This is a genomic window from Kroppenstedtia sanguinis, from assembly GCF_050433445.1.
GTDB classification, from domain to species: domain Bacteria; phylum Bacillota; class Bacilli; order Thermoactinomycetales; family DSM-45169; genus Kroppenstedtia; species Kroppenstedtia sanguinis.
Genome location: NZ_JBNPXF010000028.1, coordinates 1 through 23130, shown reverse-complemented (window position 1 = coordinate 23130; position 23130 = coordinate 1). Strand labels below are relative to the sequence as shown.

Annotated in this window: 23 protein-coding genes, 1 other RNA gene and 1 riboswitch; of the genes, 4 read left to right on the top strand and 20 right to left on the bottom strand. The window is 51.2% G+C overall.

Going from position 1 to position 23130, the window contains the following annotated elements; all coding sequences use genetic code 11:
- Positions 1–96 precede the first annotated feature (96 nt).
- Positions 97–783 carry a zinc metallopeptidase gene (locus tag JOD24_RS14285; protein WP_429247141.1) on the bottom strand — a complete coding sequence of 229 codons (687 nt, stop codon included), beginning with the start codon at positions 781–783 and terminating at the stop codon, positions 97–99.
- 664 nt (positions 784–1447) lie between these two features.
- On the opposite strand from JOD24_RS14285, the gene JOD24_RS14280 reads away from it, so the two are divergent.
- A complete protein-coding gene (locus JOD24_RS14280; protein ID WP_429247140.1) occupies positions 1448–2671 on the top strand; it encodes a cation:proton antiporter in 1224 nt (407 codons plus the stop codon).
- A gap of 49 nt (positions 2672–2720) precedes the next feature.
- Here the strand turns inward: JOD24_RS14280 and JOD24_RS14275 are convergent, their stop codons facing one another.
- Both JOD24_RS14275 and rodA read right to left on the bottom strand, forming a co-directional pair.
- A complete protein-coding gene (locus JOD24_RS14275; protein ID WP_380162603.1) occupies positions 2721–2939 on the bottom strand; it encodes a DUF1540 domain-containing protein in 219 nt (72 codons plus the stop codon).
- 140 nt (positions 2940–3079) lie between these two features.
- Positions 3080–4228 (bottom strand): rod shape-determining protein RodA, encoded by a 1149-nt coding sequence (gene rodA, locus JOD24_RS14270; RefSeq protein WP_380162602.1) that lies wholly within the window; start codon positions 4226–4228, stop codon positions 3080–3082.
- Between the two features lie 121 nt (positions 4229–4349).
- Between rodA and ftsW the strand changes: the two genes are divergently transcribed.
- Positions 4350–5522: a putative lipid II flippase FtsW gene (gene ftsW / locus JOD24_RS14265; RefSeq protein WP_380162601.1), complete on the top strand. Its 1173-nt coding sequence runs from the start codon at positions 4350–4352 to the stop codon at positions 5520–5522.
- A 67-nt stretch (positions 5523–5589) separates the two neighbouring features.
- Here the strand turns inward: ftsW and JOD24_RS14260 are convergent, their stop codons facing one another.
- The 8 genes from JOD24_RS14260 to JOD24_RS14225 form a co-directional block, all read right to left on the bottom strand.
- Positions 5590–6354, bottom strand: coding sequence for a thiazole synthase (locus JOD24_RS14260; RefSeq protein ID WP_429247139.1), 765 nt, complete (start codon positions 6352–6354; stop codon positions 5590–5592).
- A gap of 3 nt (positions 6355–6357) precedes the next feature.
- Complete coding sequence (gene thiS / locus JOD24_RS14255; RefSeq protein WP_380162599.1) at positions 6358–6561, bottom strand: sulfur carrier protein ThiS; 204 nt, start codon at positions 6559–6561, stop codon at positions 6358–6360.
- 59 nt (positions 6562–6620) lie between these two features.
- Positions 6621–7220 carry a thiamine phosphate synthase gene (locus JOD24_RS14250; RefSeq protein ID WP_429247138.1) on the bottom strand — a complete coding sequence of 200 codons (600 nt, stop codon included), beginning with the start codon at positions 7218–7220 and terminating at the stop codon, positions 6621–6623.
- A gap of 82 nt (positions 7221–7302) precedes the next feature.
- Positions 7303–7408, bottom strand: a riboswitch (TPP riboswitch).
- 247 nt (positions 7409–7655) lie between these two features.
- Entirely contained in the window at positions 7656–7946 is a 291-nt protein-coding gene (locus JOD24_RS14245) for a 2Fe-2S iron-sulfur cluster-binding protein (RefSeq protein WP_380162653.1), read from the bottom strand.
- A gap of 330 nt (positions 7947–8276) precedes the next feature.
- Positions 8277–8891, bottom strand: coding sequence for a DedA family protein (locus JOD24_RS14240; RefSeq protein WP_380162597.1), 615 nt, complete (start codon positions 8889–8891; stop codon positions 8277–8279).
- A 208-nt stretch (positions 8892–9099) separates the two neighbouring features.
- Positions 9100–10215, bottom strand: coding sequence for an NADH-quinone oxidoreductase subunit D (locus tag JOD24_RS14235; protein ID WP_380162651.1), 1116 nt, complete (start codon positions 10213–10215; stop codon positions 9100–9102).
- 86 nt (positions 10216–10301) lie between these two features.
- Complete coding sequence (locus tag JOD24_RS14230; RefSeq protein ID WP_380162596.1) at positions 10302–11048, bottom strand: isochorismatase family protein; 747 nt, start codon at positions 11046–11048, stop codon at positions 10302–10304.
- 130 nt (positions 11049–11178) lie between these two features.
- A complete protein-coding gene (locus tag JOD24_RS14225; RefSeq protein ID WP_380162595.1) occupies positions 11179–12240 on the bottom strand; it encodes a M42 family metallopeptidase in 1062 nt (353 codons plus the stop codon).
- 707 nt (positions 12241–12947) lie between these two features.
- On the opposite strand from JOD24_RS14225, the gene JOD24_RS14220 reads away from it, so the two are divergent.
- Complete coding sequence (locus JOD24_RS14220; protein ID WP_380162594.1) at positions 12948–14411, top strand: hypothetical protein; 1464 nt, start codon at positions 12948–12950, stop codon at positions 14409–14411.
- Positions 14412–14477: 66 nt separating this feature from the next.
- On the opposite strand, the gene JOD24_RS14215 is transcribed toward JOD24_RS14220, so the two are convergent.
- From JOD24_RS14215 to JOD24_RS14190, 6 genes are all read right to left on the bottom strand, one after another.
- Entirely contained in the window at positions 14478–14765 is a 288-nt protein-coding gene (locus JOD24_RS14215) for a hypothetical protein (protein WP_380162593.1), read from the bottom strand.
- 177 nt (positions 14766–14942) lie between these two features.
- Positions 14943–15761: a GDSL-type esterase/lipase family protein gene (locus JOD24_RS14210; protein WP_429247137.1), complete on the bottom strand. Its 819-nt coding sequence runs from the start codon at positions 15759–15761 to the stop codon at positions 14943–14945.
- A 151-nt stretch (positions 15762–15912) separates the two neighbouring features.
- An RNA gene (rnpB, locus tag JOD24_RS14205) (RNase P RNA component class A) lies at positions 15913–16331 on the bottom strand.
- Between the two features lie 78 nt (positions 16332–16409).
- Entirely contained in the window at positions 16410–17519 is a 1110-nt protein-coding gene (locus JOD24_RS14200; protein WP_429247136.1) for a Nif3-like dinuclear metal center hexameric protein, read from the bottom strand.
- Positions 17495–18247 carry a tRNA (adenine(22)-N(1))-methyltransferase gene (locus JOD24_RS14195; RefSeq protein WP_380162590.1) on the bottom strand — a complete coding sequence of 251 codons (753 nt, stop codon included), beginning with the start codon at positions 18245–18247 and terminating at the stop codon, positions 17495–17497. The genes JOD24_RS14200 and JOD24_RS14195 overlap by 25 nt, the downstream gene beginning before the upstream one ends.
- Before the next feature lie 28 nt (positions 18248–18275).
- Complete coding sequence (locus tag JOD24_RS14190) at positions 18276–19022, bottom strand: endonuclease/exonuclease/phosphatase family protein (protein WP_429247168.1); 747 nt, start codon at positions 19020–19022, stop codon at positions 18276–18278.
- A gap of 130 nt (positions 19023–19152) precedes the next feature.
- On the opposite strand from JOD24_RS14190, the gene JOD24_RS14185 reads away from it, so the two are divergent.
- Entirely contained in the window at positions 19153–19359 is a 207-nt protein-coding gene (locus JOD24_RS14185; protein ID WP_380162589.1) for a spore germination protein, read from the top strand.
- 35 nt (positions 19360–19394) lie between these two features.
- On the opposite strand, the gene JOD24_RS14180 is transcribed toward JOD24_RS14185, so the two are convergent.
- From JOD24_RS14180 to JOD24_RS14170, 3 genes are all read right to left on the bottom strand, one after another.
- A complete protein-coding gene (locus JOD24_RS14180; RefSeq protein WP_380162588.1) occupies positions 19395–20834 on the bottom strand; it encodes a M1 family metallopeptidase in 1440 nt (479 codons plus the stop codon).
- A 480-nt stretch (positions 20835–21314) separates the two neighbouring features.
- Positions 21315–22232: an NAD(P)/FAD-dependent oxidoreductase gene (locus tag JOD24_RS14175; RefSeq protein WP_429247135.1), complete on the bottom strand. Its 918-nt coding sequence runs from the start codon at positions 22230–22232 to the stop codon at positions 21315–21317.
- Positions 22233–22288: 56 nt separating this feature from the next.
- Positions 22289–22771: an RrF2 family transcriptional regulator gene (locus JOD24_RS14170; protein WP_429247167.1), complete on the bottom strand. Its 483-nt coding sequence runs from the start codon at positions 22769–22771 to the stop codon at positions 22289–22291.
- Positions 22772–23130: the final 359 nt, after the last annotated feature.

The window sequence follows — 23130 nt, the reverse complement described above, 5'->3', positions numbered from 1 at the left end:
TTGCTCCTTTCCATGATCATGGTCAGGCATTAGTATCCGTTGCTACCCCAAAAATATGTATGCAAAAAAACCGCCGGAGAGCGGCGGTTTTCAGGTTTATTCTTCGTTGGAAGAGAGGAACAGAAACACGAAGCGAAGCAGCTCCAGCAAAGCGTATAAGGTGGAGGCCACATAGGTGAGGGCCGCCGCGTTCAGCACCTTGCCAACACCGCGTTCCTCCTGGTTTCGGATGATCCCTTTGTTCACCAGAATCGCCCGTGCCCGGTTGCTGGCATCAAATTCTACAGGCAGGGTCACCACTTGAAAAGCGACTGCAGCGGTGTAGAAGATAATCCCCAGGAGCAATAATCCACTCGCTTGGAACAAAAGCCCCCCGATGAGCAAGAACGGGGCGATTCCCGAGGCAAAGTTAGAGATCGGAAACATCTTGTGACGCAGTACCAGAAATCCATATGCCTCTTTGTGTTGAATGGCGTGACCGCATTCGTGTGCAGCCACGGAAACAGCCGAGATGGAGCTGGATCCATAGACGGGCTCCGACAGCCGCAACGTCCGGGCCATGGGATCGTAATGGTCAGACAACACTCCAGAAATCGGCTCTACCTTCACATCGTACAAACCGTTGTCGTCCAGAATGCGACGAGCGGTATCATAACCGGTAAGGCCTGATGAAGACTGTACTTCAGCCCACTTTTTAAAACTGCCTTTCACCCGAAATTGTGCCCAGATCGTCAGACCAAATGCTGCCAACATAAGCACTAACATCCACACATGGATATTCATCAGTTGTATAGCTCCTTTTTTGAAAGGTTGGGGCTGCCATTCCTGTGCCAACTTTGATTTTAAAATGTAATCCCTTGAAAATGACGGGGTATAGTCCAAATCGCTCTGAGTCGATACTGTATATCATCACACCGCAAGGCCTGCTGGCGATACCAATTTCGATTTTGGTGGGAAGATCCGGTTTTTCTCAACCGAATACAAATATCCCTAGGATGGATTCTCTTCCCTTTGTAGGGGAATGAGATCGCCACGGTGGGAGTGCCATATTCCATTTCCATAGGGATCATCACAAACAAACAGGTCATCACTAGAACAGGAATATATCGATAAAAGAGAAGTTCCAGCAAACTGACCCCCCTCATCCCTCACCGAGAACTTTTCTTATCTCCATCATATCATCATTATACCATATCCGGTTCATGCTGTTTTTACCTGACTCAAAATTAGGAAGACGTCACAACATTCATAATGAGTCCACCCACGATGAGCACCCCCATCAGCAACACGATCCAGAGGCCGACATTGGATTTCCTCATCTGCCTTCCCTCCGTATACACTCTTTGCCTATAAGATATTACACCTATATCCAGTTTGTAAACATCAGTGAAACGTCCGATCCATCTTTGATAAAATGAGGATGGACACAGCAAATAGGAGGTAAGAAATGGACCTGATCGAGAAACTCGTAGATATGGAAAAACTGAAGGACTATCATTTTCTGTTGGAACTGGTCATTATTCTGGTCGCCGTTAAACTAGCAGGCCATTTCAGCAAAAAGATCGGACAACCCTCTGTTTTTGGTGAACTGCTCGTGGGGATTATTCTGGGTCCAGCCATTCTCGGGTGGATCGTGGTGGATCCCCATCATCCTGGGCTGGTCAAGCAATTAGCCGATGTGGGTGTCATCCTACTCATGTTTCTGGCCGGTCTGGAAACAGATGTGGAAGAGTTTAAAAAAACAGCCTACGGTTCCTCCCTGGTCGCAGTCGGTGGAGTGATTTTACCGCTGGTTATGGGTTTTGCCGTCGGCTTGATGTTCGGTTACAGTACCAGTACCTCCATCTTCATCGGTACACTACTGGTAGCTACCAGTGTCAGTATATCGGTGCAAACCCTGCGGGAATTGGGTCAGTTGCAAACAAAAGAAGGGGTCACGATCCTAGGGGCAGCGGTGCTGGATGACGTACTGGGCATCATCCTCCTTTCGGTGGTGGTCGGATTCACCGCAGGTGGTGGCGGGGGCAGTTTCGTCGACATCATGATTCTGCTCGCCAAAATCATTCTGTTCTTCGTCCTTATCATTGTGATTGGGCGCTATCTTCTTCCACGATTATTTCATTGGTCTTCCAAACTGATGACCTCGGAAGTATTGCTAGCTTTCGGAATCGTCTCGGCTCTGAGCTTTGCCTACTTGGCGGAAATGTTCGGTTTGGCCGGAATCGTCGGTTCCTACTTTGCTGGTTTGATGCTGAGTCTGACCAAATATCGGACCGAACTGTTTGAACGGGTGGAGATTGTCTCTTTCTCCTTCTTCGTCCCCATCTTCTTCGTCAGCATCGGTGTCACCGCCGACGTGAGCGGTCTGACAAAGGATATCCTGATTCTGATGGTGGTCCTCAGCCTTGTGGCCATCCTGACCAAGGTGATCGGAGCAGGACTGGGAGCCAAGCTGGCCGGATTCAATTGGAACAGCTCATTGGGTATCGGAGCCGGCATGATCGCCCGTGGAGAAGTAGGCCTGATCGTCGCCTCTATCGGACTGAGCCGAGGATTGATCACCAATGATCTCTTCACCGTCACAGTGATCATCGTGTTGGTAACCACTCTGGTGACTCCACCAACATTGAAAGCCGTCTTCAACAGAAAAAAGGTAGAACAGGGCTCTTAAATCACCAACACCCGCCTCGACTGGCGGGTGTGTTTTTTGCAAGCAGAGGTTACTGGGATTTTTTCGGCCGGAACGTATGACAACAAGTGTCCACCGATTGATTGGCGGTATAATCCTGATGTACGGAATCGACAAACTCCCCGCCGATCTCCTCCCGATAAGTTCGGTTGGAATGTTGGTTTACTTCTACCATGATGGCATCAGCACCGCAATTATTCCCGGCAGTCCAAAAGAAACAATTGGCCACACTACATTTCACTTGTGGCATCCATTTCACCCCCTGCCTTCAGTATGGACGAAGGACAGAAGGGTTATAGCTGGCAATTAATCGGCAGTCGGGTCCACCTTCTGAGTTTTTTCGGAATCGACTTTCGTGGTTTCCGAATTCTCTCCGACTCGAGAGATGGGTCAGTCCATGAACAGGAACTCCCCTTCCTTGCGCATCCCGATATTGAGAACCAGTCCCATGGCCACCATTTGCGTGATCAAGGAACTTCCACCGTAGCTGATGAAGGGAAGGGGCAGACCCGTGATAGGTAACATCCCAGCGTTCATCCCGATATTTTGAAACACTTGAAACACCGTCATCCCGGCCACACCGGCAACAATATAGGCACCGAACCGATGCTCGCAGTGGATACCGATCCGGATGGTTCGGTAGACCAGGAAAATAAATATGCAGAGCAGAATGCTGCCTCCGATAAAACCAAACTCCTCGGCAAAAGCGGCAAAGATAAAATCATTGTGGGGTTCGGGAATCCAATTCCCCTGGGTCTGGGTGCCTTGTTGGAATCCTTTCCCATCTAATTGACCCGAACCGACAGCGATCATCGACTGGGTCAGCTGGTATCCAGCCCCGGTGGGATCTGATGAAGGATTGGCAAAGGTCTCGATCCGTTGAATCTGATGAGGTTCTAAAACTTTGGCGAGCAGGGGGCTTTCTGTCATATACAGGAGAACCACACCTGCGACCAGAATGACCACTGCCGTCAAACCCATCAACATAATGCGCCAATCCAATCCCCCTGCCAACAAAATACTGACCAAGATTCCGACAAAAACCAATGCCATCCCAAGATCGGGTTCTTTCAGTGTCAGAAGAAAAGGCGGAATAAACAGGCCGATGATCTGCCCGATCTTCCGCCAATCCCGGAGGGGAAGATGTCTGATCTCTGCAATCACTTTGGCCAGAACCAGAATCAAGATCAATTTCATCAATTCCGACGGCTGAAACTGAAAGCCACCGAGCCGGATCCATTTTTGCGCTCCTTTGACCGTCACTCCCACACCTGGAATCATCACCAGAATTAGTAGTAGAACGCCCAAACCGTACAGTACATACAGGAAACGTCCTTGCATGAGAACCCGGTAATCAAACAGGAGTGTCGCTCCCATGAGTAGAATACCTAAAAGGTACCAGAGGAGCTGTTGTTGCACGTAGGAGGGGTTGAAAGAGTGAGTGGCACCGGAAATGGCAACAATGCTAATGGCGGCCAAGACTAGAATCAAGAAAATCAATGGGTAATCCAACTGTCGGATCATTCGACTCGGCTTCATTTGCCAACACCCGCCATTGATAAAGGTTTCACCAACAGTATACCGAACTTCAGATGCATTGAGTACTGCTACCCCCTATTTACAGGGCCGCCCCTACATATCTTGAACGAAGGAGATCGTTATGTCACGCGGCAAACCTGATTTCTGGATGATGTTCATCATTTTTCTGCTGACCGGTTTTGGACTGGTGATGGTCTTCAGTGCCAGTTACTATGACGGATGGGTCCAGCACGGAGATAGTTACCACTATTTTAAACGCCAACTGATGTGGGCATTGGGATCGATTCTCCTCTTTTTCGTTATTTCCAATGTTCCCTACACCTTCTATCGAAAGCATGTGGGCTCTATCCTGTTGGGAAGTCTGATTTTGCTAGTGCTGGTCTTCATTCCCGGATTGGGAGTGAATTTTAATGGGGCTACCCGTTGGATCCAGTTGGGTTCAATCGGTTTTCAACCCTCAGAATTGGCCAAACTGGGCGCGATCATCTACACTGCATCGATTATGGTGAAAAAACAGGGGAGTCTTCATCTCTTCAAACAAGGGTTGCTTCCGCCCTTGATTGTACTGGGACTTTTCTGCGGGCTGATCGTGTTGGAACCCCATTTCAGCAGCACAGTGATTCTACTCGGATCCTGCCTAACCATCATCTTCTGTGCCGGAGCCCGTCTCAAACATCTGCTCCTTCTGGGAGCAACGGGAATTCCCTTTTTCGTGTGGCTCATGACCTCTGAAGATTATCGGGTGATGCGCCTGCTCATTTTCCGAGATCCCTGGAAAGACCCGTCGGGAGATGGATTCCAAACGATTCAGTCCCTCTTTGCCATCGGTCCGGGAGGTCTTCTGGGAAAAGGACTGGGCAACAGTATTCAAAAACTGGCCTATCTACCGATGTCGCAAACAGATTTCATCTTCGCCATCATTGCCGAAGAACTAGGATTTATTGGCGGAACCCTTCTGATCCTTCTTTACATCGCCTTTGTGATCCGGGGGATTCGTATCGCACTTCAAGCCCCAGATTTATTTGGGATGTTGCTGGGGATCGGAATCGTCACCATGTTTTCTCTGCAGACCCTCTTTAACTTGGGAGTGGTAACCGCTATGTTGCCAGTTACAGGGGTCCCGCTTCCTTTTATCAGTTACGGGGGCTCTTCTCTGCTCATGTGTATGTTGGCCGCGGGTATCCTGCTCAATATCTCTCGTCACTCGGTCTCCCAAACCTCACAAAAAAAGTCGGAGCCCAAAAGGGCCCGCCATCTCCACCCCGTCAGTTCACCCGATCCATTCCGGACGTGAGACTCCGGATGGTCGGGTGATTTTTTACACCAGACAGAAAAAAGCCCCCACAGGGGGGCTTTTCCTATCACTTGGGCACTCCTACGACAGGGCTGCTGGCGGCAGCAGTCTCCTTGCAGGGGATGCGGCCGGCTTCAAAACCGAGACGGCCGGCTTGTACCGCCAGTTTCATCGCGTGGGCCATCTGAACCGGGTCATCCGCTCCAGAGACTGCGGTGTTGAGGAGCACACCATCCGCCCCCAACTCCATCGCCCAGGCGGCATCTGCAGGAGATCCGATCCCTGCATCCACGATCACGGGCAAGCGCGTCTGCTGAATAATAAACTTCAGATACATCGGATTCAAGATCCCCTGCCCTGAACCGATGGGGGAAGCTCCCGGCATGATGCCATGGGCGCCTGCCTCTTCCAGTCGTTTGGCCAACACAGGGTCATCGCTGGTGTAAGGGAGCACGATAAAATCTTCCTCCACCAGTTGTTGAGTCGCTTTCAAAGTTTCCACCGGATCCGGGAGCAACCTCTCATCATCCCCGATCACTTCCACTTTCACCATATCACACAGCTGAGAGGCTCGGGCCAAGCGGGCCAAACGAACCGCTTCTTCCGCTGTTTTGGCACCGGCGGTGTTGGGAAGCAGGTGGTATCGGTTCAGATCCAGTTCTTGCAGGAAATTGGGCTCATCAGGGCGGTCTAGATTGACACGGCGCAAGGCAAAGGTCAAAACCTCCGTTTCCGATGCCTCCACCGCCGCGGATTGCACACGAAGGGATGAAAACTTGCCAGTTCCCAACAGCAGTCGGGATTGAAAAGTGTAGGTTCCAATCTTGAGCAAGATTTAACCTCCTCCCACAAATTGAACGATTTCCAGTCGATCCCCTTCCTCTAGCAGGATCTCGCTATATTGATCTCGGTCGAGAATCTCGCGGTTTTTCTCCACCACGATCATGCGGTCGGAGAGTCCTAGATGAGTGATCAAGCTTTCCACATCGCAGATGGACTCCGGTACATCCTGCTGCTTCCCGTTCAATTGAATATGCATGATCCCCCTCCTTCACGGACACGGCTTCCCTTCAACATGGAACAAACATCCTCCCTCACCTATGTAAGGGCCTGCTTCAACTGGCGGGCAGCGGCTGCCGGATCTGGAGCATCAGCGATTGCGGAAATGACAGCCACCCCGGCGCAGCCTGTTGCAGACAATGAAGGAAGCCTTTCGAGAGTGATTCCTCCGATGGCAATCACGGGGACGTTCACTGCCGCTGTCACTTGGCACAGTTGCCGGGTTCCTCTCGGCCTTTGCCCAGGTTTGGAATCACTTGCAAACACATGTCCGAAAAACAGGTATTCGGCTCCCAGCCGTTCCTTCTCTTTCGCAGCCTCCAGGGAGTGAACAGAACATCCTATCCGCCGATGGGATCCTTTCTTGATGAATATCCCAGCTATCGGATGACTTTCCGGGAGATGAACCCCACCACATCCCAGATTTTCCGCTACTTCAGCACTCCCATTGACTGTCAATCGTTTCGGATCCACTCCCCCTTCCCGGATCAGAGTATGTCCCAAGCTCTGAAGCTCTGCAGTGGATGCCCCCGGTTTGCGTAGGTGGATCCAATCCAACCATTCTCTTGCTTTTCGGCAAACTAAGACCCACTCATTCACTGATTTCCGGGGATCCGTCACGAAATGAAGTTCATTCATCCTCCTTCCTCCCCCACTCCATTCATGCAAAAACCGGGACCCCTGTTGGGATCCCGGTTGTACGGTCACATTACATGATCGTCCATGCCGGATCCCACTTTCTTACGCTGGTGCAAACCAGGTCAAGTTCAAAGGGTTGAAGCATCAGGCCTCTCTCAGCACGTCTTCGTGCACCCCTAGTGGAATCATTTAAAAGATGGAGTTTTCTTTATTTTAACAATGGACCCGCAAAGGGTCAAATCCCAGGGCTGTTGATGAACCATAAAGTGGAGGATGAGAACGAAACGATCCTTCCCATTGTGCCCCTATCGTAAAATATGTTTGAGGGGACGGTTACGATCTCTTGCAAAGAGTGCAAAGACTCTTCACCGTCCCACTATCCCGACCTGATTTCCTGACTAAATATGGCTAATCCACACGCCTGGTCAAATCCATTTAATATAATCGCGGTTGTGGGACTTTCAGAGAAACATCTCCATAGATATAAGTCTGACAGGAAAGGCGAAACCCTTTTTCCACCTGCTCCTCTCCCAGGCGCAGTTCCTCCCGGTCGCCTAGCTCACTTAAATTCTCTGCCCCTTCCAGCACGCGGACCCGGCATCGTCCGCAACGGCCGGAGGTGCAGTTAAATGGAATCATGATATTGCGTGAGATCGCTTCAAAAAGCAGGTTTTCCCCTTCTTCACACTCAAATTGGTATTCCTTTGCCCCGATTTTCACTTCCACCTGTGGCAATTTCGTCTCCTCCCACCCTCTCGTTCTTGCTCTATTGCATCAGCCTGGGGCATGGTTTGCCCCTTCATCTCTCCTGGCATACCCCGGTGAGGGACCGATCTGTCCCCTTCCACCTGCCCATCAGAATCCACTTCTGTCTCCTGCTCTATTCCGGCAGCCACAGCCGATCTATCATGGACGAGTTCCATCTTCAGCCCCGAGTCCATACACGTCAGTTGAGGGGCCTTCCTCTTATTTCTGCCACCTTCTCAGTAAAAGATTACAGGGGACTGCCCTCGGTTAACCAAACTCTTCCGCTCTACTAAACAGGGAGGAATCATCTCATTTGCGGAGAGAGTTGTATCGATCATGTTGCACATAAAGAAAACGTGCAATCACAAGGACAAGCACGGGAATCAGAATCCAGAGCGCAATCAAACCGTAACGGTGCATCGCCTGAAACACACTTTCCCATTGGGCCCCTACCAGATATCCAAGACCGATAAACGCCGTACACCAGGTAAAGGCACCGACATAGGCGTAAGAGGCGAATTGAAACGGTGACATCCGGGAGATCCCGGCCATATATGCAGTCACATGCCGCACTCCAGGGATAAAATATCCAAAAAGCAGGACCCAGTTGCCATATTTCCGAAATAAGATTTGTGTCGTTCTCAGCCGTTTTGGTGTGATAAAAAATTTACTCCCGTATCGCTTCAAAAAAGGATAACCCAGTCTGCCCCCCAAATAGTAGCTGACTGTGATCCCACACATAGAACCTGCCACAGCACTCAGAAAAGCAAAGACCAAGTTGAGTTGCCCGATCGATGTAAGATAGCCGATAAAGGTCATCATGATTTCATCGGGCAGGGGCAGTCCGATAATCCCCAGCACTAGGAAGAAGAAAATCCCGAGATATCCGTATTGAGACAGTAGATCCATTACAGTCTGTTCCATGGTTCAACCTCGTTTTCTCGGTACATCAACCCAGGCCCTGAATCGGCATAGGTGTTTATTAAACTCCTCATCTATGATACCAAAGATCTGACAAGCTTGCGAGAACTACGCCGGACGGGCTTCTCTCTCCATTATATGTACAAGAAGGGGGTCCTTTATAACCCAAAATAAAAAAACGGCCTTCCGGCCGCAAAATAGGTTGCCTTTATCAAGCATCCACATCCCCCAAAACGATATCGACAGCACCGAGGATCGCGACCAGATTGGCCACATTTTCACCTTCCAGTAGGTGTGGAAGAATTTGCAGGTTACTAAAGGAGGGCCGTTTCCAATGGAGGCGCCAAGGCTTGTCTTTCCCTTTGCTGACGAGATGGACCCCCAGTTCGCCTCGAGGATTTTCCACCGCTGAGTAGACTTCTCCTGCTGGAGGTCGGATGACTCGCGAAATTTTGGCCATGATTGGCCCATCGGGAATCCTTTCCACTGCCTGCTCCACGATCCGGAGGGATTGTAACATCTCTTCCATGCGAAGATAGAACCTGTCCCGGCAGTCCCCGCCCCTCGCTACCGGTACCTCAAAATCGAAACGGTCGTATATGGAGTAGGGGCGGTCCCTGCGCAGATCCCTTTTGACCCCCGTGCATCGCAGATTGGACCCGGATAAGCCGTATTCCACCGCCGTCCGAGCGTCATAACGGCCCACTCCCTTCACCCGAGCTTGGAAAATCTCGTTTCCCGCTACTAGATCCATATATACCTGATGTTGCTGCCGGAGATAAGTGATGAGGTCCCTCACCTTCTCCAACCAGCCATCCGGCGCATCCCACTTCACACCACCCACCCGCATGTAGTTGTAGGTGAGGCGGGCGCCGCACAGCTCATTGAACAGCTCGAGGATCTTCTCCCGGTCTTTAAAAGCATACAAAAACGGACTCAACGCCCCGATATCCATCAGATACGTACCGAACCAGACCAAATGACTGGCCACCCGGTTCAACTCAGTAACGATGACTCTGAGATGCTCTGCTCGATCCGGAATCTCCAACTCCATCAGTTTTTCCACGGCAAGGACGATCGCGTGATTGTTGTTCATCGCATTGAGATAGTCCATGCGGTCCGTGTAAGGAATAATCTGGTTGTAAGTCAAATCTTCCGCCAGTTTTTCCGTTCCCCTGTGGAGATAGCCGATCCGGGGTTGGGCCTCCCGGATGATTTCTCCGTCAATCCGCAGAATCAGCCGAAACACCCCATGCGTACTCGGGTGTTGCGGACCCACATTCAATAGCATCTCTTCCGTTCGCAAGCTTCTCCCCCTCCCTCTCATATGTAGGCGTGTCGGAGTCATCCCTTCCGGGGAGGCAATGGTTTCTCCGATCTTCCATATCCGTTACCAGGCCTTTCCCCTTCTCTTTAATCAGACACGCTTGAATCCACTTGAATGGCGCGTACCACCTCCACCCCATTCAGCTTCATGTGGTAGAGAAACATATGATCCATAAACTCTCCATCATGAGCATGGGCGCCGATGGATTTTGCCGTTTCAACCGGGGTATCAAAAGTTTGGGTGTGTTCACCGGAAACCACCACCCGGACATCGGCATCATGTTCGTTTGCCAACAGCCGAATGCCTGTCGCATTTTGATAGATGCAAAGGTCCGTGCAGTCCCCGGTCACCACAAAGGTGGCAGGGCCTTGTCGGAACACCTCTTCCAAAAATTCAAAAAAACGTAGCCCCTTCTCGTCTCTGCCAAACAGACCGTTGGTGGCATTCTTGCGAAACAGTCTCGCACCAGGTGCTTCCAGGAAAGGGCGAAGCTCTTTTACCGTGTCGGCCTCAGCTGTGCCCCTTACACAATGGGATGGAAAGGAACTAAATTCTGCTGCATTCGGCGAGTGATCATCTTGTAAAAAAATCAAGTTTTGAGGAGGAATCCCTTGATCCACCGAAAATTGTGCCAGTTGGCGCACCGGTTCCACGATCTGTGCCACGCGGTCAGAGGCCAAAGCCCCTTCTTCACAAAATCCATTGATAATATCGACGAACACCAGATAAAGCCGATCAGGCCCCGTCTGCTCCAACAACTCAGACGCTGGAAGTGTGGGCAAATTGGAAAGATCCGCTTCCATATAATTCAGAAATTCATTGAACTTGTTCATTTTCCAATCTCTCTCCCTATCCGTTTTCGTTCTTCATCTTATCATGAAAGCGCTATGTTTTCCATGGCTGGAAATTGGGTCAATCCATGAGATGGAATAGTAAAAACCCGCATGTTCGCGGGTTTTGGGATTAACCGTCAAAGCCGAAGGAGTTCACTGTCTCGGAGTTCAGCTTCCTGACCACTGCCGTCAGCAATTTGACAGAATACTCAATGTCACTCTTGCTGGCCATAGATACATGGCTGTGAATATAGCGGGTGGGAACACCAATCACGATGGAAGGCACTCCACGGCGATGGAGATGAAATCTGCCCGCGTCGGTTCCTCCTCCAGTCATCGTATCCACTTGATATGGAATTTGATGCTCCTCGGCAGTCTCAATCACTAGGTTGCGCAGCCGGATATTCGGGATCATCGTGGCATCGAGGAAGGTGATCAAGGGACCCCCGCCCAATCGAGGTTTGTCACTATCGCTCCCCGGACCGTCCTCGGCAATTCCCACATCAAGGGCAAAGGCTACATCCGGCTTTGTCGCGTAGGGAGCCGTGTTCGCCCCCCGCAGACCCACTTCTTCCTGGACAGTGGCGCCTGCCATCACGGTATTGGGGTGGTCTCCCTCCTTCAGCCGTTTCAGTGTTTCCAGAGCGAGATAGCATCCAAACCGATTGTCCAAGGCCTTAGCTAGGATCGTATCGTGATCGGGCATCATTTCGAAGGGACAGATGGGAACCACGGGATCTCCCACTCGGATTCCCCATTTTTTCACCTGCTCCGCATCCTTGGCTCCTACATCGATATACATTTCCTGCATCGGGTAAACTTTGTTCCGTTCTTCCGTCGTCAATAGATGTGGGGGTTTGGAGCCAATCACTCCGGTGAAATTCTTTTTCTCGGTCATGACTGTCACCCGCTGAGAAAGAAGAACCTGTTCCCACCAGCCCCCCAAGGGTGTGAAATAGAGATAACCATTTTTACTGATTTTCGTCACCATGAATCCCACTTCATCCAGGTGACCGGCCAACAGAATTCTAGGGTTCTCATGGGATCCTTTTTTCTCTCCAAAGATCCCGCCCATCTGGTCCGTCACTACCCGGTCCACTTGTTGTTCTAACTCCCGGCGCATGATTTGCCGGATTTCTCCCTCAAACCCTGAAACGCCCTTCGCTTCAGTCAACTCTTTTAATAGTTCCATGGGAGACCCTCACCTTTCTTTGGTTTTCCGCTTGGATTCCCTCCTATTATGGTTGACTGCACCTCATTTTATCAGGCGCGTTGATGAACCATATTTTGGGTAGTAAGGTCGTGTTCTCCCCGGCTCCGAATCTGAGTGTTGGACAGGGGCCGAAACTTTCGGAAAGATCATTTTGCTGCTTCCAGGGCTGTTGATGAAGCATAAAGTGGGATGATGGGAACGAAAGGATCCTTTTACTCTTCCCATTGCCTCCATCGTGAAATATCGCTTGAAGGGATGGGGATGGTGGGACGGCTACGATCTCTTGCAAAGAGCGCAAAGGCGAATCAAAGTCCCCACCATCCCAACCTGATTTTCTGACTAAAATACGGCTCATCAACATGCCTATGTTGCGTCCTTTCGCTGGCAGGATGCAAAATCGTACACACGTCCAATTTCTGGTTAATCACAACCCTGACAGGGACACATATTTCGGCTTCTTCCTCATCAAACTAGCGACAGAGGTGATCCCATTGGCCCACTCTCGAAAACAGTACTGCATCCTCCTCATACTACTTCTCACGCTCTGTCCTACAACTCTTCATCCCCACCTTTGGACAAGCCAATCCCTGAAGGTTTGGGCCAATTCATCTCCTCCCTCCCCTTTCCTTGGGGATTATGCCGGAGAATTGCGGGAACCCCGCCCCCGAAAGGACGGGGTTCGTCACGTGGATACCCCGAGACTGATTCAAAAATTGAAAGAACTGGGTGTGACCCAGTACTTCTATTTGGTTTGGCATGCTCCTACAGACTGGGACGATTTTCGCCATGAATTTTTGCCTGCCGCCCGCCAGGCGGGGATCGATGTCTGGGTTTACCTTGTTCCCCCTTCCGAGGCCCACCGAATCCAATCGGAACCCTTTGGAACTGACTATATCGCTTGGTTCCGGGCCATCGGTAGTCTGTCCCGAAACTACGCAAATCTGAAAGGCGTCGTCATGGATGATTTCAATCACAACCTTTCCTTTTTCACTCCGGAATACGTGGCCAAAATGAAGCAAGCCGCAAAAAAGAGCAACCGGGATCTGTTGTTTTACCCACAGATCTACTATTCAGCCATTCACCCTCACATTCTGGAAAAGTATCGCTCTCTGTTTGATGGCGTGGTAATGACCTTTCGGGACGGGAAATATCGAAACACCCAAAGAAATCAGGATCTGGAAGAACAAATCAGCAAAACCTCTCGACTTCTCGCTCGGGAAGGATTGCCCTTGATTCTGATGGTTCATGCAAGCAAATTGTCAGCCACCCCCTCTAATCCATCTGCACACTACGTCGAAGAGAGTCTGCGGACCGGTCTCCGACAGCTTCACCATGGAAATATCCAGGGACTGGTCACCTATGTCCTTCACAAGGAATGGTTTCCCGAGAGACGGGACCATGCCGCATACAGCGGTGATGGTTACGGCTCTCTCTTTATCCCCTCCGGCCCTGCTCCCGCCCCTGGCAACAAGGGAGAGATCCGGCAGCTCATCCGGCCTAAACCCTCGGGAAAGTACGAGCTTCGCTTCCATCACATGAGCGTCTATCCCCGGAATCTCCGCAAAGGAGAATACGTAAAACAGATTCTGATCGGCGATCGTGTGGTATGGGAAGAGGACGTCCGGGCAGGCGAGGTGGAAAAGTGGAAAGGGGAAAGCCTGAATCTGACTCCCCACCTTCGCGGGAAAAAGGAAACCAACCTCACTTTGAGGCTGGTACGAAAAGGGGGGAAATCCCCCTCCTGGTTGTATATCGGCTTCGATCGACTGGATCCCTTGGGATTTCAGCTGACCCAGGCCAATTTCGAAGAACCTTCGGGTTGGTCCTATCATTCCAACCATCCGGCAATAATCGGGGAAACCCTGATCTATGACCCCAAGCGCCGTCTGCGGGTCTATCTGATCTCCATGATGATGTACCAGTCTTTTCATCTCTTTCATGAGATCTCCTCCTCTGCTCCTTTCCCCCTGCAACAGAGAGCGGATGCCATGCTACAATCTGTCATCGCTGGCCAGACTCAACATGTCGGTCACGATCTAAAGCTACTAAAAAGGACATTGGAACAGACCTCCACGGTGCCACCTTCCCAGAAAAAGAAATGGATCCACCAGATCGATCGGCTGGACCGTCTTTTGACCATTAATCCCTAATCATCAAGCCCCCGGCAGTGCCGGGGGCTTGATGGATGTAAACAAAGTCAGGTTCAGTTTTGGTTTTCATTGCAGTCTGTTGCGAAAATCTTCATCCAGAAAGTTGTCAAAACCATCGGCGATGGATAATTCATTTTCCAGGAGGTTAATCACATTTCCGTAGTAGGCGGCGGCTTCGTCTTCCATACCTTGATTGATCATACTCCGATAGGTGTCATAGCTCTCCTGCAACAACCGAAAATGGTGACGAAAGCTCTCCTCTGTGAGAATCGGTGGACGGTGATCCCCCTCCTCAGACCAAAAGGTTTTGTAACGGTCCAGATAAGCTTGATATGTGAAAAAATCGTCAGACATAGAAGTCATCCTTTGGAATGGAGTTGAACATAGCCTGCCGTGATTCATATCGTTTTATGCTGTGAAATCGATGGCTTGCAAGAAGATCTTCGCAAAGGATCTCCGCCATACCTACAGACCTCTTCTTCTCCTCGCCATCGTCATAGAATGACTCCACCCGCTCAGCTGAAGTGAACACTACCTTGCGCTGGCGGAGACAGACCGATTGGCCCGGATTTCATCGAGAATTCCCTCGGCCATCCATCTATATCCCCTGTCATTGGGGTGAATTTCGTCAGACAACCAGTTGCCCTTCCCTGCGATCAGCCGCTCCGTCACATCCACCACATGAGTGAGCCGATAGGAGTATGCTACCTCTTTCATCCCGATATTCCAGTTCTTCAGCAAGCGATTGGATATCTTGAAATAAGGCTCGTCGGGTAATACCGGATTATACAGAGAGGTGATCAGGATCGGGGCTTTGCGGTTGTGAGCCCGGATCTCCGTCAAAATGGTATCCAGATTTTTTTTGTATCTGGACTGTATCTGGTCAAAATCCGTCAGTATCCGAAGAGGGTCATGATCTTGAAGAGCCGCCTTCAGCAGATCATTTCCCCCGATGGTCAGTGAAATCAAATCCGCCTCCCGAATCTCCTGCTGGATGTTCGGAGTCTGGATATAACCGGTCAGTTGCTTCGATGTCTGTCCGATCACCCCTCGATTGATCAATTGAAGGGGGATCTGATCTTTGGCCAACTCTTTGGCTACCAGTGAACTGTATCCATGGGAATCTGACTTTTCCGATCCAAATCCCCGGGCTACAGAGTCTCCCAACACCAGATAGTTGAGCTCTGCCTTTTCCTTTGCTTTTTCTCTGAGCTGGGTCAAGATGTTCTCTTGGGTCATCATCACTGGTTCAGGAGGGGGCCCAGCAAACATCCATTGAAGCATGGGATAAAATTTAATCACGGAGAGAATGAGGCAGAGGCTGACAACCGCCCAGATCCATCTCTTCATGATGTGGCCCCTCCTTTTTGTCCTTAATTAGTTAATCCAATCATACCCAAAAACTATGACAAACCATTATCAGGGAGATCACAATCAGATCACCTTTTTATTAAAAAATAAAAACAGCGCTTTTGAGCGCTGTTTTTCGATGGTTTATGTAGAGGAAAGCAAACCGTAAGCCGAGTTCTGTTCTCCAAGTGGTTAGACGGCGTTTGTCGAAACGCCTCCCATCGGTGGAGTGGCAATCATCTGTCTAGGCGATGCATTGCTACACCGCTCCAGCGACCTACCCGGGATCACTGCGGGCAACAGCTGCGCTTTGCGGCGCAGATCCCCTATTAGGTCTTGCTCCGAGTGGGGTTTACCTAGCCAACATGTCTCCATGTTGCTGGTGCGCTCTTACCGCACCGTTGCATCCTTACCTGTGGAACCGTAGTTCCCATCGGCGGTCTTCATTTCTGTGGCACTATCCTTAGGGTTGCCCCCACCGGCCGTTAGCCGGCACCCTGCCCTGCGGAGCTCGGACTTTCCTCCCGTGGGACCTTGCGGTACTCCACCGGCGATTGCCCAGTTTACTCTCCTTCAACGAGCGACGAAGTTAATTGTATCAAACTGCGGGGAACAAAACAACAGCCAATTATTGGTTTATATATTGGTTTATATATAATTGAAAGGATTGGTATCCACCTGGGTCACCTGCACCGGCACCTCCTGTAGATGCGGGGCTTCCTTCAATTTATGCATGATCTGTTCCAAGACGAGGTGCTCTACATGATGGCCCGGATCTAACAGGGTCAGGCCATCGGCCAGTGCATCCAATGCGGTATGATGATCCAGATCACCGGTGATATATACATCCGCCCCCAACGCTTTTACCTCCGGATAATAACGTCCTCCGGAGCCACCCAGCACCGCCACCCTGGACACTTCCCGCTCTCCGTCCCCTACCATGCGCAATCCGGGGATTCGGTAAGCTTCTTTCAATGTCTGCGCTAATTCCTGTAATTTCAGCTTTTGGGGTAAGTTCCCCACCCGTCCCAATCCGTCCACCTCTCCTGGCAGATTCAGGGGATAAAGATCATAGGCTGGCTCTTCATAAGGGTGTGCCTCCATCATGGCAGCCAAAACCCGGCCCTGGATCTCTGGAGTGATCACTGTCTCCAATCGCACCTCCCGCACCTGTTCCAACTCCCCCTGGGTTCCAATATAAGGATTGGTTCCCGCCTCCGGCAGGAAGGTACCCGTTCCCCGCAGATTGAAGGTGCAGTGGCTGTAATTTCCGATCCAGCCGGCACCGGCCTCACACACAGCCCGCAACACCGGATCATAGTGAGTTTCCGGTATGAAGACCACCAGTTTTTGCAATGGCTGAGTCCGGGTGGGAATCATCACCTGGGTCTGTTCCAAGCCCAACTTTTCACACAAGACATCGTTCACCCCGCCCCGGGCGGAATCCAGATTGGTATGTGCGATAAAGACATGCAGATCATGCTTGAGGAGTTTGGCATAGAGACGACCTGCTGGCGTATCCGTCCGCAAATCCTTGAGCGGACGGAAGATCACCGCATGGTGGGCAACAATCCAGTTAGCTCCGATCCGGATCGCCTCATCCACCACTTTTTCCGTCACATCCAAGGCCAACAGAACTCCATCCACCTGCGCTTCCGGATCCCCCACCTGCAGTCCGATCCGATCATTTTCCACTGCCAAGGACACAGGCGCCCACTCTTCCATTACACGGATTAGATCTTTTCCTCTGACAGCCATGATTGTACCTCCTCCCATTGACGTCGCCAGGCATGAATCTCTCCTCGCCGCTGGACGGCTTCAGGTGAACGTGCCGACTGCAGGCCGGACAAAATCCGGTTCAAGCCCAGCAGTTCTTCTTCTACCTTCTTCTCCAACAAAGGGTGACGCTCCCTCCAAAGCAAGGGCCCCAACCGCAGAGCTTGTTCACACGTCAGAGAGAGTCCCTTGTATGGAGCGCCGGGGTCGCCCCCTTTCCGGGCGGTGAGGATCTCATAGAGGATTCCTCCTTCTTTCACCAGATCCTCCCCGTCGATTTCCCAACCCTGCTCTAGTAACCAGGCACGCACCTGCTCCCCGTTGTTGTTGGGTTGCAACACCAACCGCTCCACTCCATGAAGCCGCTCTAGCCCTTGGGATAGAATAGAGCGAATCAAGACGCCCCCCATTCCCGCCAATACCACCACATCTGCCTCGTTCCGCCGCAGAATACTCAGTCCGTCCCCGAGGCGCACCTCGATTTGATCTGTCAATCCTTGGCTTTGGATTCGTTGGCTTGCATTTTCAAAAGGACCCTGATTGACTTCTCCGGCAATTCCCCGTTTCATTTTTCCCTGCCGAGCGAGGAAGATCAGTAGCCATCCGTGATCCGACCCGATATCCGCCACCACTCGCTCCGGGGGAACCTGGGCGGCCACCGCTGCCAGTCGTTCGGAAATGGGGTGCCATCCGTTATCCTCCCTTCCCACTCTTTCACCCCCTCGTTTCATCCTCTCATTATAACGAATCCGGGGAGGCAAATTCAGCTTCTTTTTCACTCTTCCAGTTCAGTTCAGAGAGCACCGGCAAATGATCGGAAGGACATCCCGGGGTGGCCACCACAGACGCCGGCCCTGGGTGAAAATGAGGGGAGCAAAAAATATAGTCAATCCGTTTGCGGGGGGAAGAACAAGGATAGGTAGAAGCGGGTGTCCCGCACTCCCCCAAGGTATCCACAAGAAAGGGGGCGAGACGGGTGACTGCCGGCCGACCGGGGGTCACATTCCAGTCTCCCAAGGCCAACACCGGTTGGGTCGAATCCCGGCATTCCTCTAACAATCGATCCACCTGCTGTCTACGCATCCAGGGACTGAGTCCCATATGGGTTACCACTACTCGGATGGAAACTCGCTCCTCCGGCGGGATCCATTCCGCCACCAGCAAGGCACGGGGTTCCTCCCCCCTGCACTGCACCCTCTGGTTGCGTACGCAGTGCACCTTCCCCTTGAACAAGAGTCCATTCCCATAACCCGCTGTCTTCCCCGCCACTTCGCTGTGAAGGATTGCTGGTCCAAACAAGGATTTCATTCCCAGTCGTTCCGCTAACCAACCCAACTGATCTGTAAAAGCACTTCGGTGGTGAAAGCGAACATCCACTTCATTCAGTCCCACCAGATCCGGGGCATTCCTTTCAATGACCCGGGCGATCCGTTCCAGATCGAGACACCCATCACAGCCCAATCCGTGACGGATGTTGTAACTCATCAACTTCACCCTCATTTCCACCTTCCACGATGTATTCCTTTCATCTTATGCACTGCCACAAGTTCATTTTTCCGATACCGGAACCCGCCCCCTGCCGCTGCCATAGGATGTTGAAAAAGGAGGAGCCCGGATGGCTGTTGCCAATCAGATCTTTAATGCCAAGCTCTTCAATGTGTCTCAGACCGGAAACGTCAATATCGGAGATAGTGTCAACGTCGGAAGAGATTTTAATATCAAGAATTTAGGTGGATCTATTCCTGTCGGAGATTTCAGCGCCAATATCCAGGGCGGTGCCAATCAGTTTATCGATCAGGATGCGATCGATCAGACCCGGTAAATGATAGAGGACCGGCACAGATGCCGGTCCTCTCTTTATGATACTCCTTTCTGCTTGCCCGGTTTAAAAAAGAGCCACCGGTCGAAGAAAGGCTGCAGATCCTTGCCCGCTACCTCCTTGGCCACGCGGATGAAATCCGCTGTGGTGGCTGTCTGGAATTGGTAGCGGTTGTAGTAGGTACTCATGATCTTCATCACCTGATTTTTCCCCAGCTCGTCCATCAATGCCCACATCATCGCAGCGGGCCGGGTATACACCATCAAGCCGTAGATAGGATCGGAATACTTGTAAAGGGACTCAACGGAGGTAACCCCTTTCTCCTTATGAATCTGTTCTGTTCTTTCCGCCGCTTTGACCAGTAACCTCCCCTCATCTTCTCCCATCTTCTCCTTCATAAACAGAAACTCGGAAAAGGTGGTCAAGCCTTCGTCCAGCCAAGGCTCCTTCACCTGGTTATTACCGACCACGGCGTACCACCACTGATGGGCCAATTCATGGGCAACCACGTTGACCGCAGGCCGTTCTCCCTGGCGGGTGGGGATTTTATCCACAGAGGTCACCAGCCCAGGGTACTCCATACCAGCGATCCCATAACCGGTCTCCCCCAAAACCACGTCCACTTCATCATAAGGATAGGGACCAAAGCGTTGGCTGAAAAACTCCATCCCGGAAATGGCAGCATCGTGAAGCTCCTGAGCCACCTCCTCCATCCCTTTGAGATACCACAGATTGACTTGGGTGTCGCCGGCTTTTCCCTCCACAGGTTCATAATCCTTGGAAATGACCGCCGCAAAGTCGCGAACCCGTTCCTGTTTCAAAGTCACCGGTTTCATCACGGGTTCCCGGGAATCCCTGGCAGTGGTGATCAGACGATACCCCTCCGGCACTTCAAAGGTCACTTCAAAATCGGATATGCGGGAGAAGAAGGGGTCCCCCGTGGTCGTATATGGATCAGTGTGCCATCCCTCTTGGTCCTTCACCGCCAACATGGGATACCATTGGGCCAGAAAAGCGGTGTTCTTAAATTGATTCAGCCGGGTTCCTCCTTTGGGCAATTTCAATTCATAATCCATGTTCACCTGCACGGACTGTCCCGGTTGCACCGGCTTGGGAAGACGTACCTCCAATAAGGTTTCCTTCACCTGTTGAGAGACTTTCTTACCTTCTGCTTTGACATTTTTCACCTTCAAATACCCCGGTTGCTTCGGCTTGGATTCCTTTCCCCATTTCCAATTGGTGAAAGCGTTGGGATAGAGGTGAAAATAAAGACGGTTCATCGGTTCGCCAGTCACCGGCACCTTCACCGACAGATCTCCTGTCACCTTGGCGGTCTGATCATCGTATTTGGCCCAAATGGAATATTGGGGCCTCTCCGTCTGTTCACCGGCGGGCTGCCCTTGGGCTGGGGCCACCCCTGTCCACAGCGACCCCAGTAATGATATCAGGGTCAAATAGGTCAAAAAGCGACGCTTCATCCGTCCCACTCCCCGTTTCTGATGGAAATCCTTTCCCATCTAGGATTTCCATCGGAAAGCTTTTTATGACAGAGGCGTCGCTATAACTCAGGTGTCGATTAAGGCATGTCTGATAAGTCCATATTGGGGTCGGGCCAGTTTCACATTCCATTCCGTTCAGGGCTGTTGATGAACCATAAAGTGGATGATGGGAACGAAACGACCCTTTCGCTCTTCCTACTGCCCCCATCAAAAAATATCGTTTGAGGGGGTGGGGATGGTGGGACGGTGAAAGGCCTTTGCGCTCTTTGCAAGAGATCCTAGCCGTCCCACCATCCCCACCTTATTTCCTGCCTAAAAATAGCTAATCAACACGCCTGCATTCCGTTATTGCAAGCCAAAGTCATTCCATGTGAAACCTATCCCTCTCCAAGGTTTACTGATTCAAACCAGGTCCTATTAACTGAACCTCCAATTAACCTGTAACTCCTTCAAAAATGTTCATCCGTTTCTCTTCCAAGCCTCCATATTCAGTTCATTGTTTATGGCGGCAGCGGCAAATGCGCCCATCGAGGCCGCAGCTATGGCCTGATGTAGTCGCGTTGCTGAATCCCCGGCGCTATAAACACCCGGAATATTCGTTTTCCCGAAATCGTCGACGACGATCGTTCCCGATTCAGTGATCTGGCATCCGATGGCTTGCGGCAAGTCCGTTCCCGTAACCAGCTCCGGTTTAAAAAAGATCCCCCTACACGGGAGGGTCGTCCCGTCTTCAAGAACCACTTGCCGCACCATCCCATCGGTTGAGTCAATGGACCGGATCGGCGATTCGAATACGGGGACATGATGCCGACGAAGTTCGTCGCGTTCGGCGTCTGTCAACTCGTCGGGGCCGTTTGTGCAGATGGTAAAATGGTTCGTCCATCCGGAAATCAATGGAGCGAAATGCATCAGCTCGGCCCCTTTGCTAATGATGACAAGCGGCTCATCCCTTAATTCCCATCCGTCGCAATACGGGCAGACGAAGGCACTTTTCCCGTATACCTCCGCCAGTCCGGGAATATCCAATGGTCGATCCTTCATTCCGACAGCAAACAGCAACTTTTTGCTTACAAAGGTGTTTCCTTGCGCAGTATCAATTTGGAATTGGCCCTCCTTGCCCGCAATCGATATGGCCGTATCCTCTCCAAAAGAGACAGAGGGATAGGCGCCGATCTCTTCCTGTGCAATCCTCCGAAACTCGCCAGGACTGATCCCGTCGCGGGTAAGAAACCCGTGGGTCTCGCGAGTCACTGCGTTACGGGGACGGCCTTCATCAATCACTGCCACCTTTTTCCTCGCTCTTCCCAACACGAGGGCGGCATTCAAACCTGCTGGACCTCCGCCAATAATTGCCACTTCGAGCAGTTGATTTTCCATGTATTCAGCCACCTTTATAGACCTCCGATATCCATAATTGAATTACAAGAAGTGTATCATTTCTTGTTTACAGGATCCTTCTCCTTGAAAGCTTCATCCAGCACTGACTGAATCGTATGTTCCCGCAAGTATTGATACAGATGTTGTTCGGCGCCGTCCATCACCTTTTTTACCAGACATTCGCTGTTTCCCTGACAATCCGGATCTCGTTTCGTAGCTCTCTCTTCAGCTAACAACCGATGCTGCTTCGATTTCAAAGTCGAGCATTCAAACAGCGATTGCCGGCCTTCAATCACATGGATCACCTCAAGAAATGTGATCTGCCCGGCTGGTCGTGCAAGCTCGTAACCGCCCTTCACTCCCGGCACTGCACGTACGATACCATCCCGCCTCAACTTGGACATGATTTTGGATAAGTAACTTTCTGAAACACTAAGTGACGCAGATAACTCCTTGATTCCGATGTTGCGGCGATGCTCTGAGTGAGCCAAATGAATTAAGGCGTGCAGAGCATAATCGGTGCTTTTAGAAAACTGTATGTTAACTTCCTCCTCTCACAAGGGGATATCTATTACGGACCCGCGATATCCATAATAAACGATTTATCGCCAATATGCAAATGATCGGTTCCTCTGTTTGCAAAATTTCGTTTGCTGTAATTCAGAAAACCATGCAAATTCGGGGTCTTCCTGATCCATCCCCCAGCAATCAGCGAGAGGACTGCCCACTCTCCCTCTAAAGCGTAACCTAGAAACATTATGATGCAGGGCTGTTGATTAACCAGAAAATGGGCGGCGGAAGGAAGTCGTGTGCTGCCAAAGCGACCTTTGCGCCATGGGCACTACAATTTGAAGTTAAGGATGCGCCACAGGCACTACAATCTCGATGGGCTGAAGCC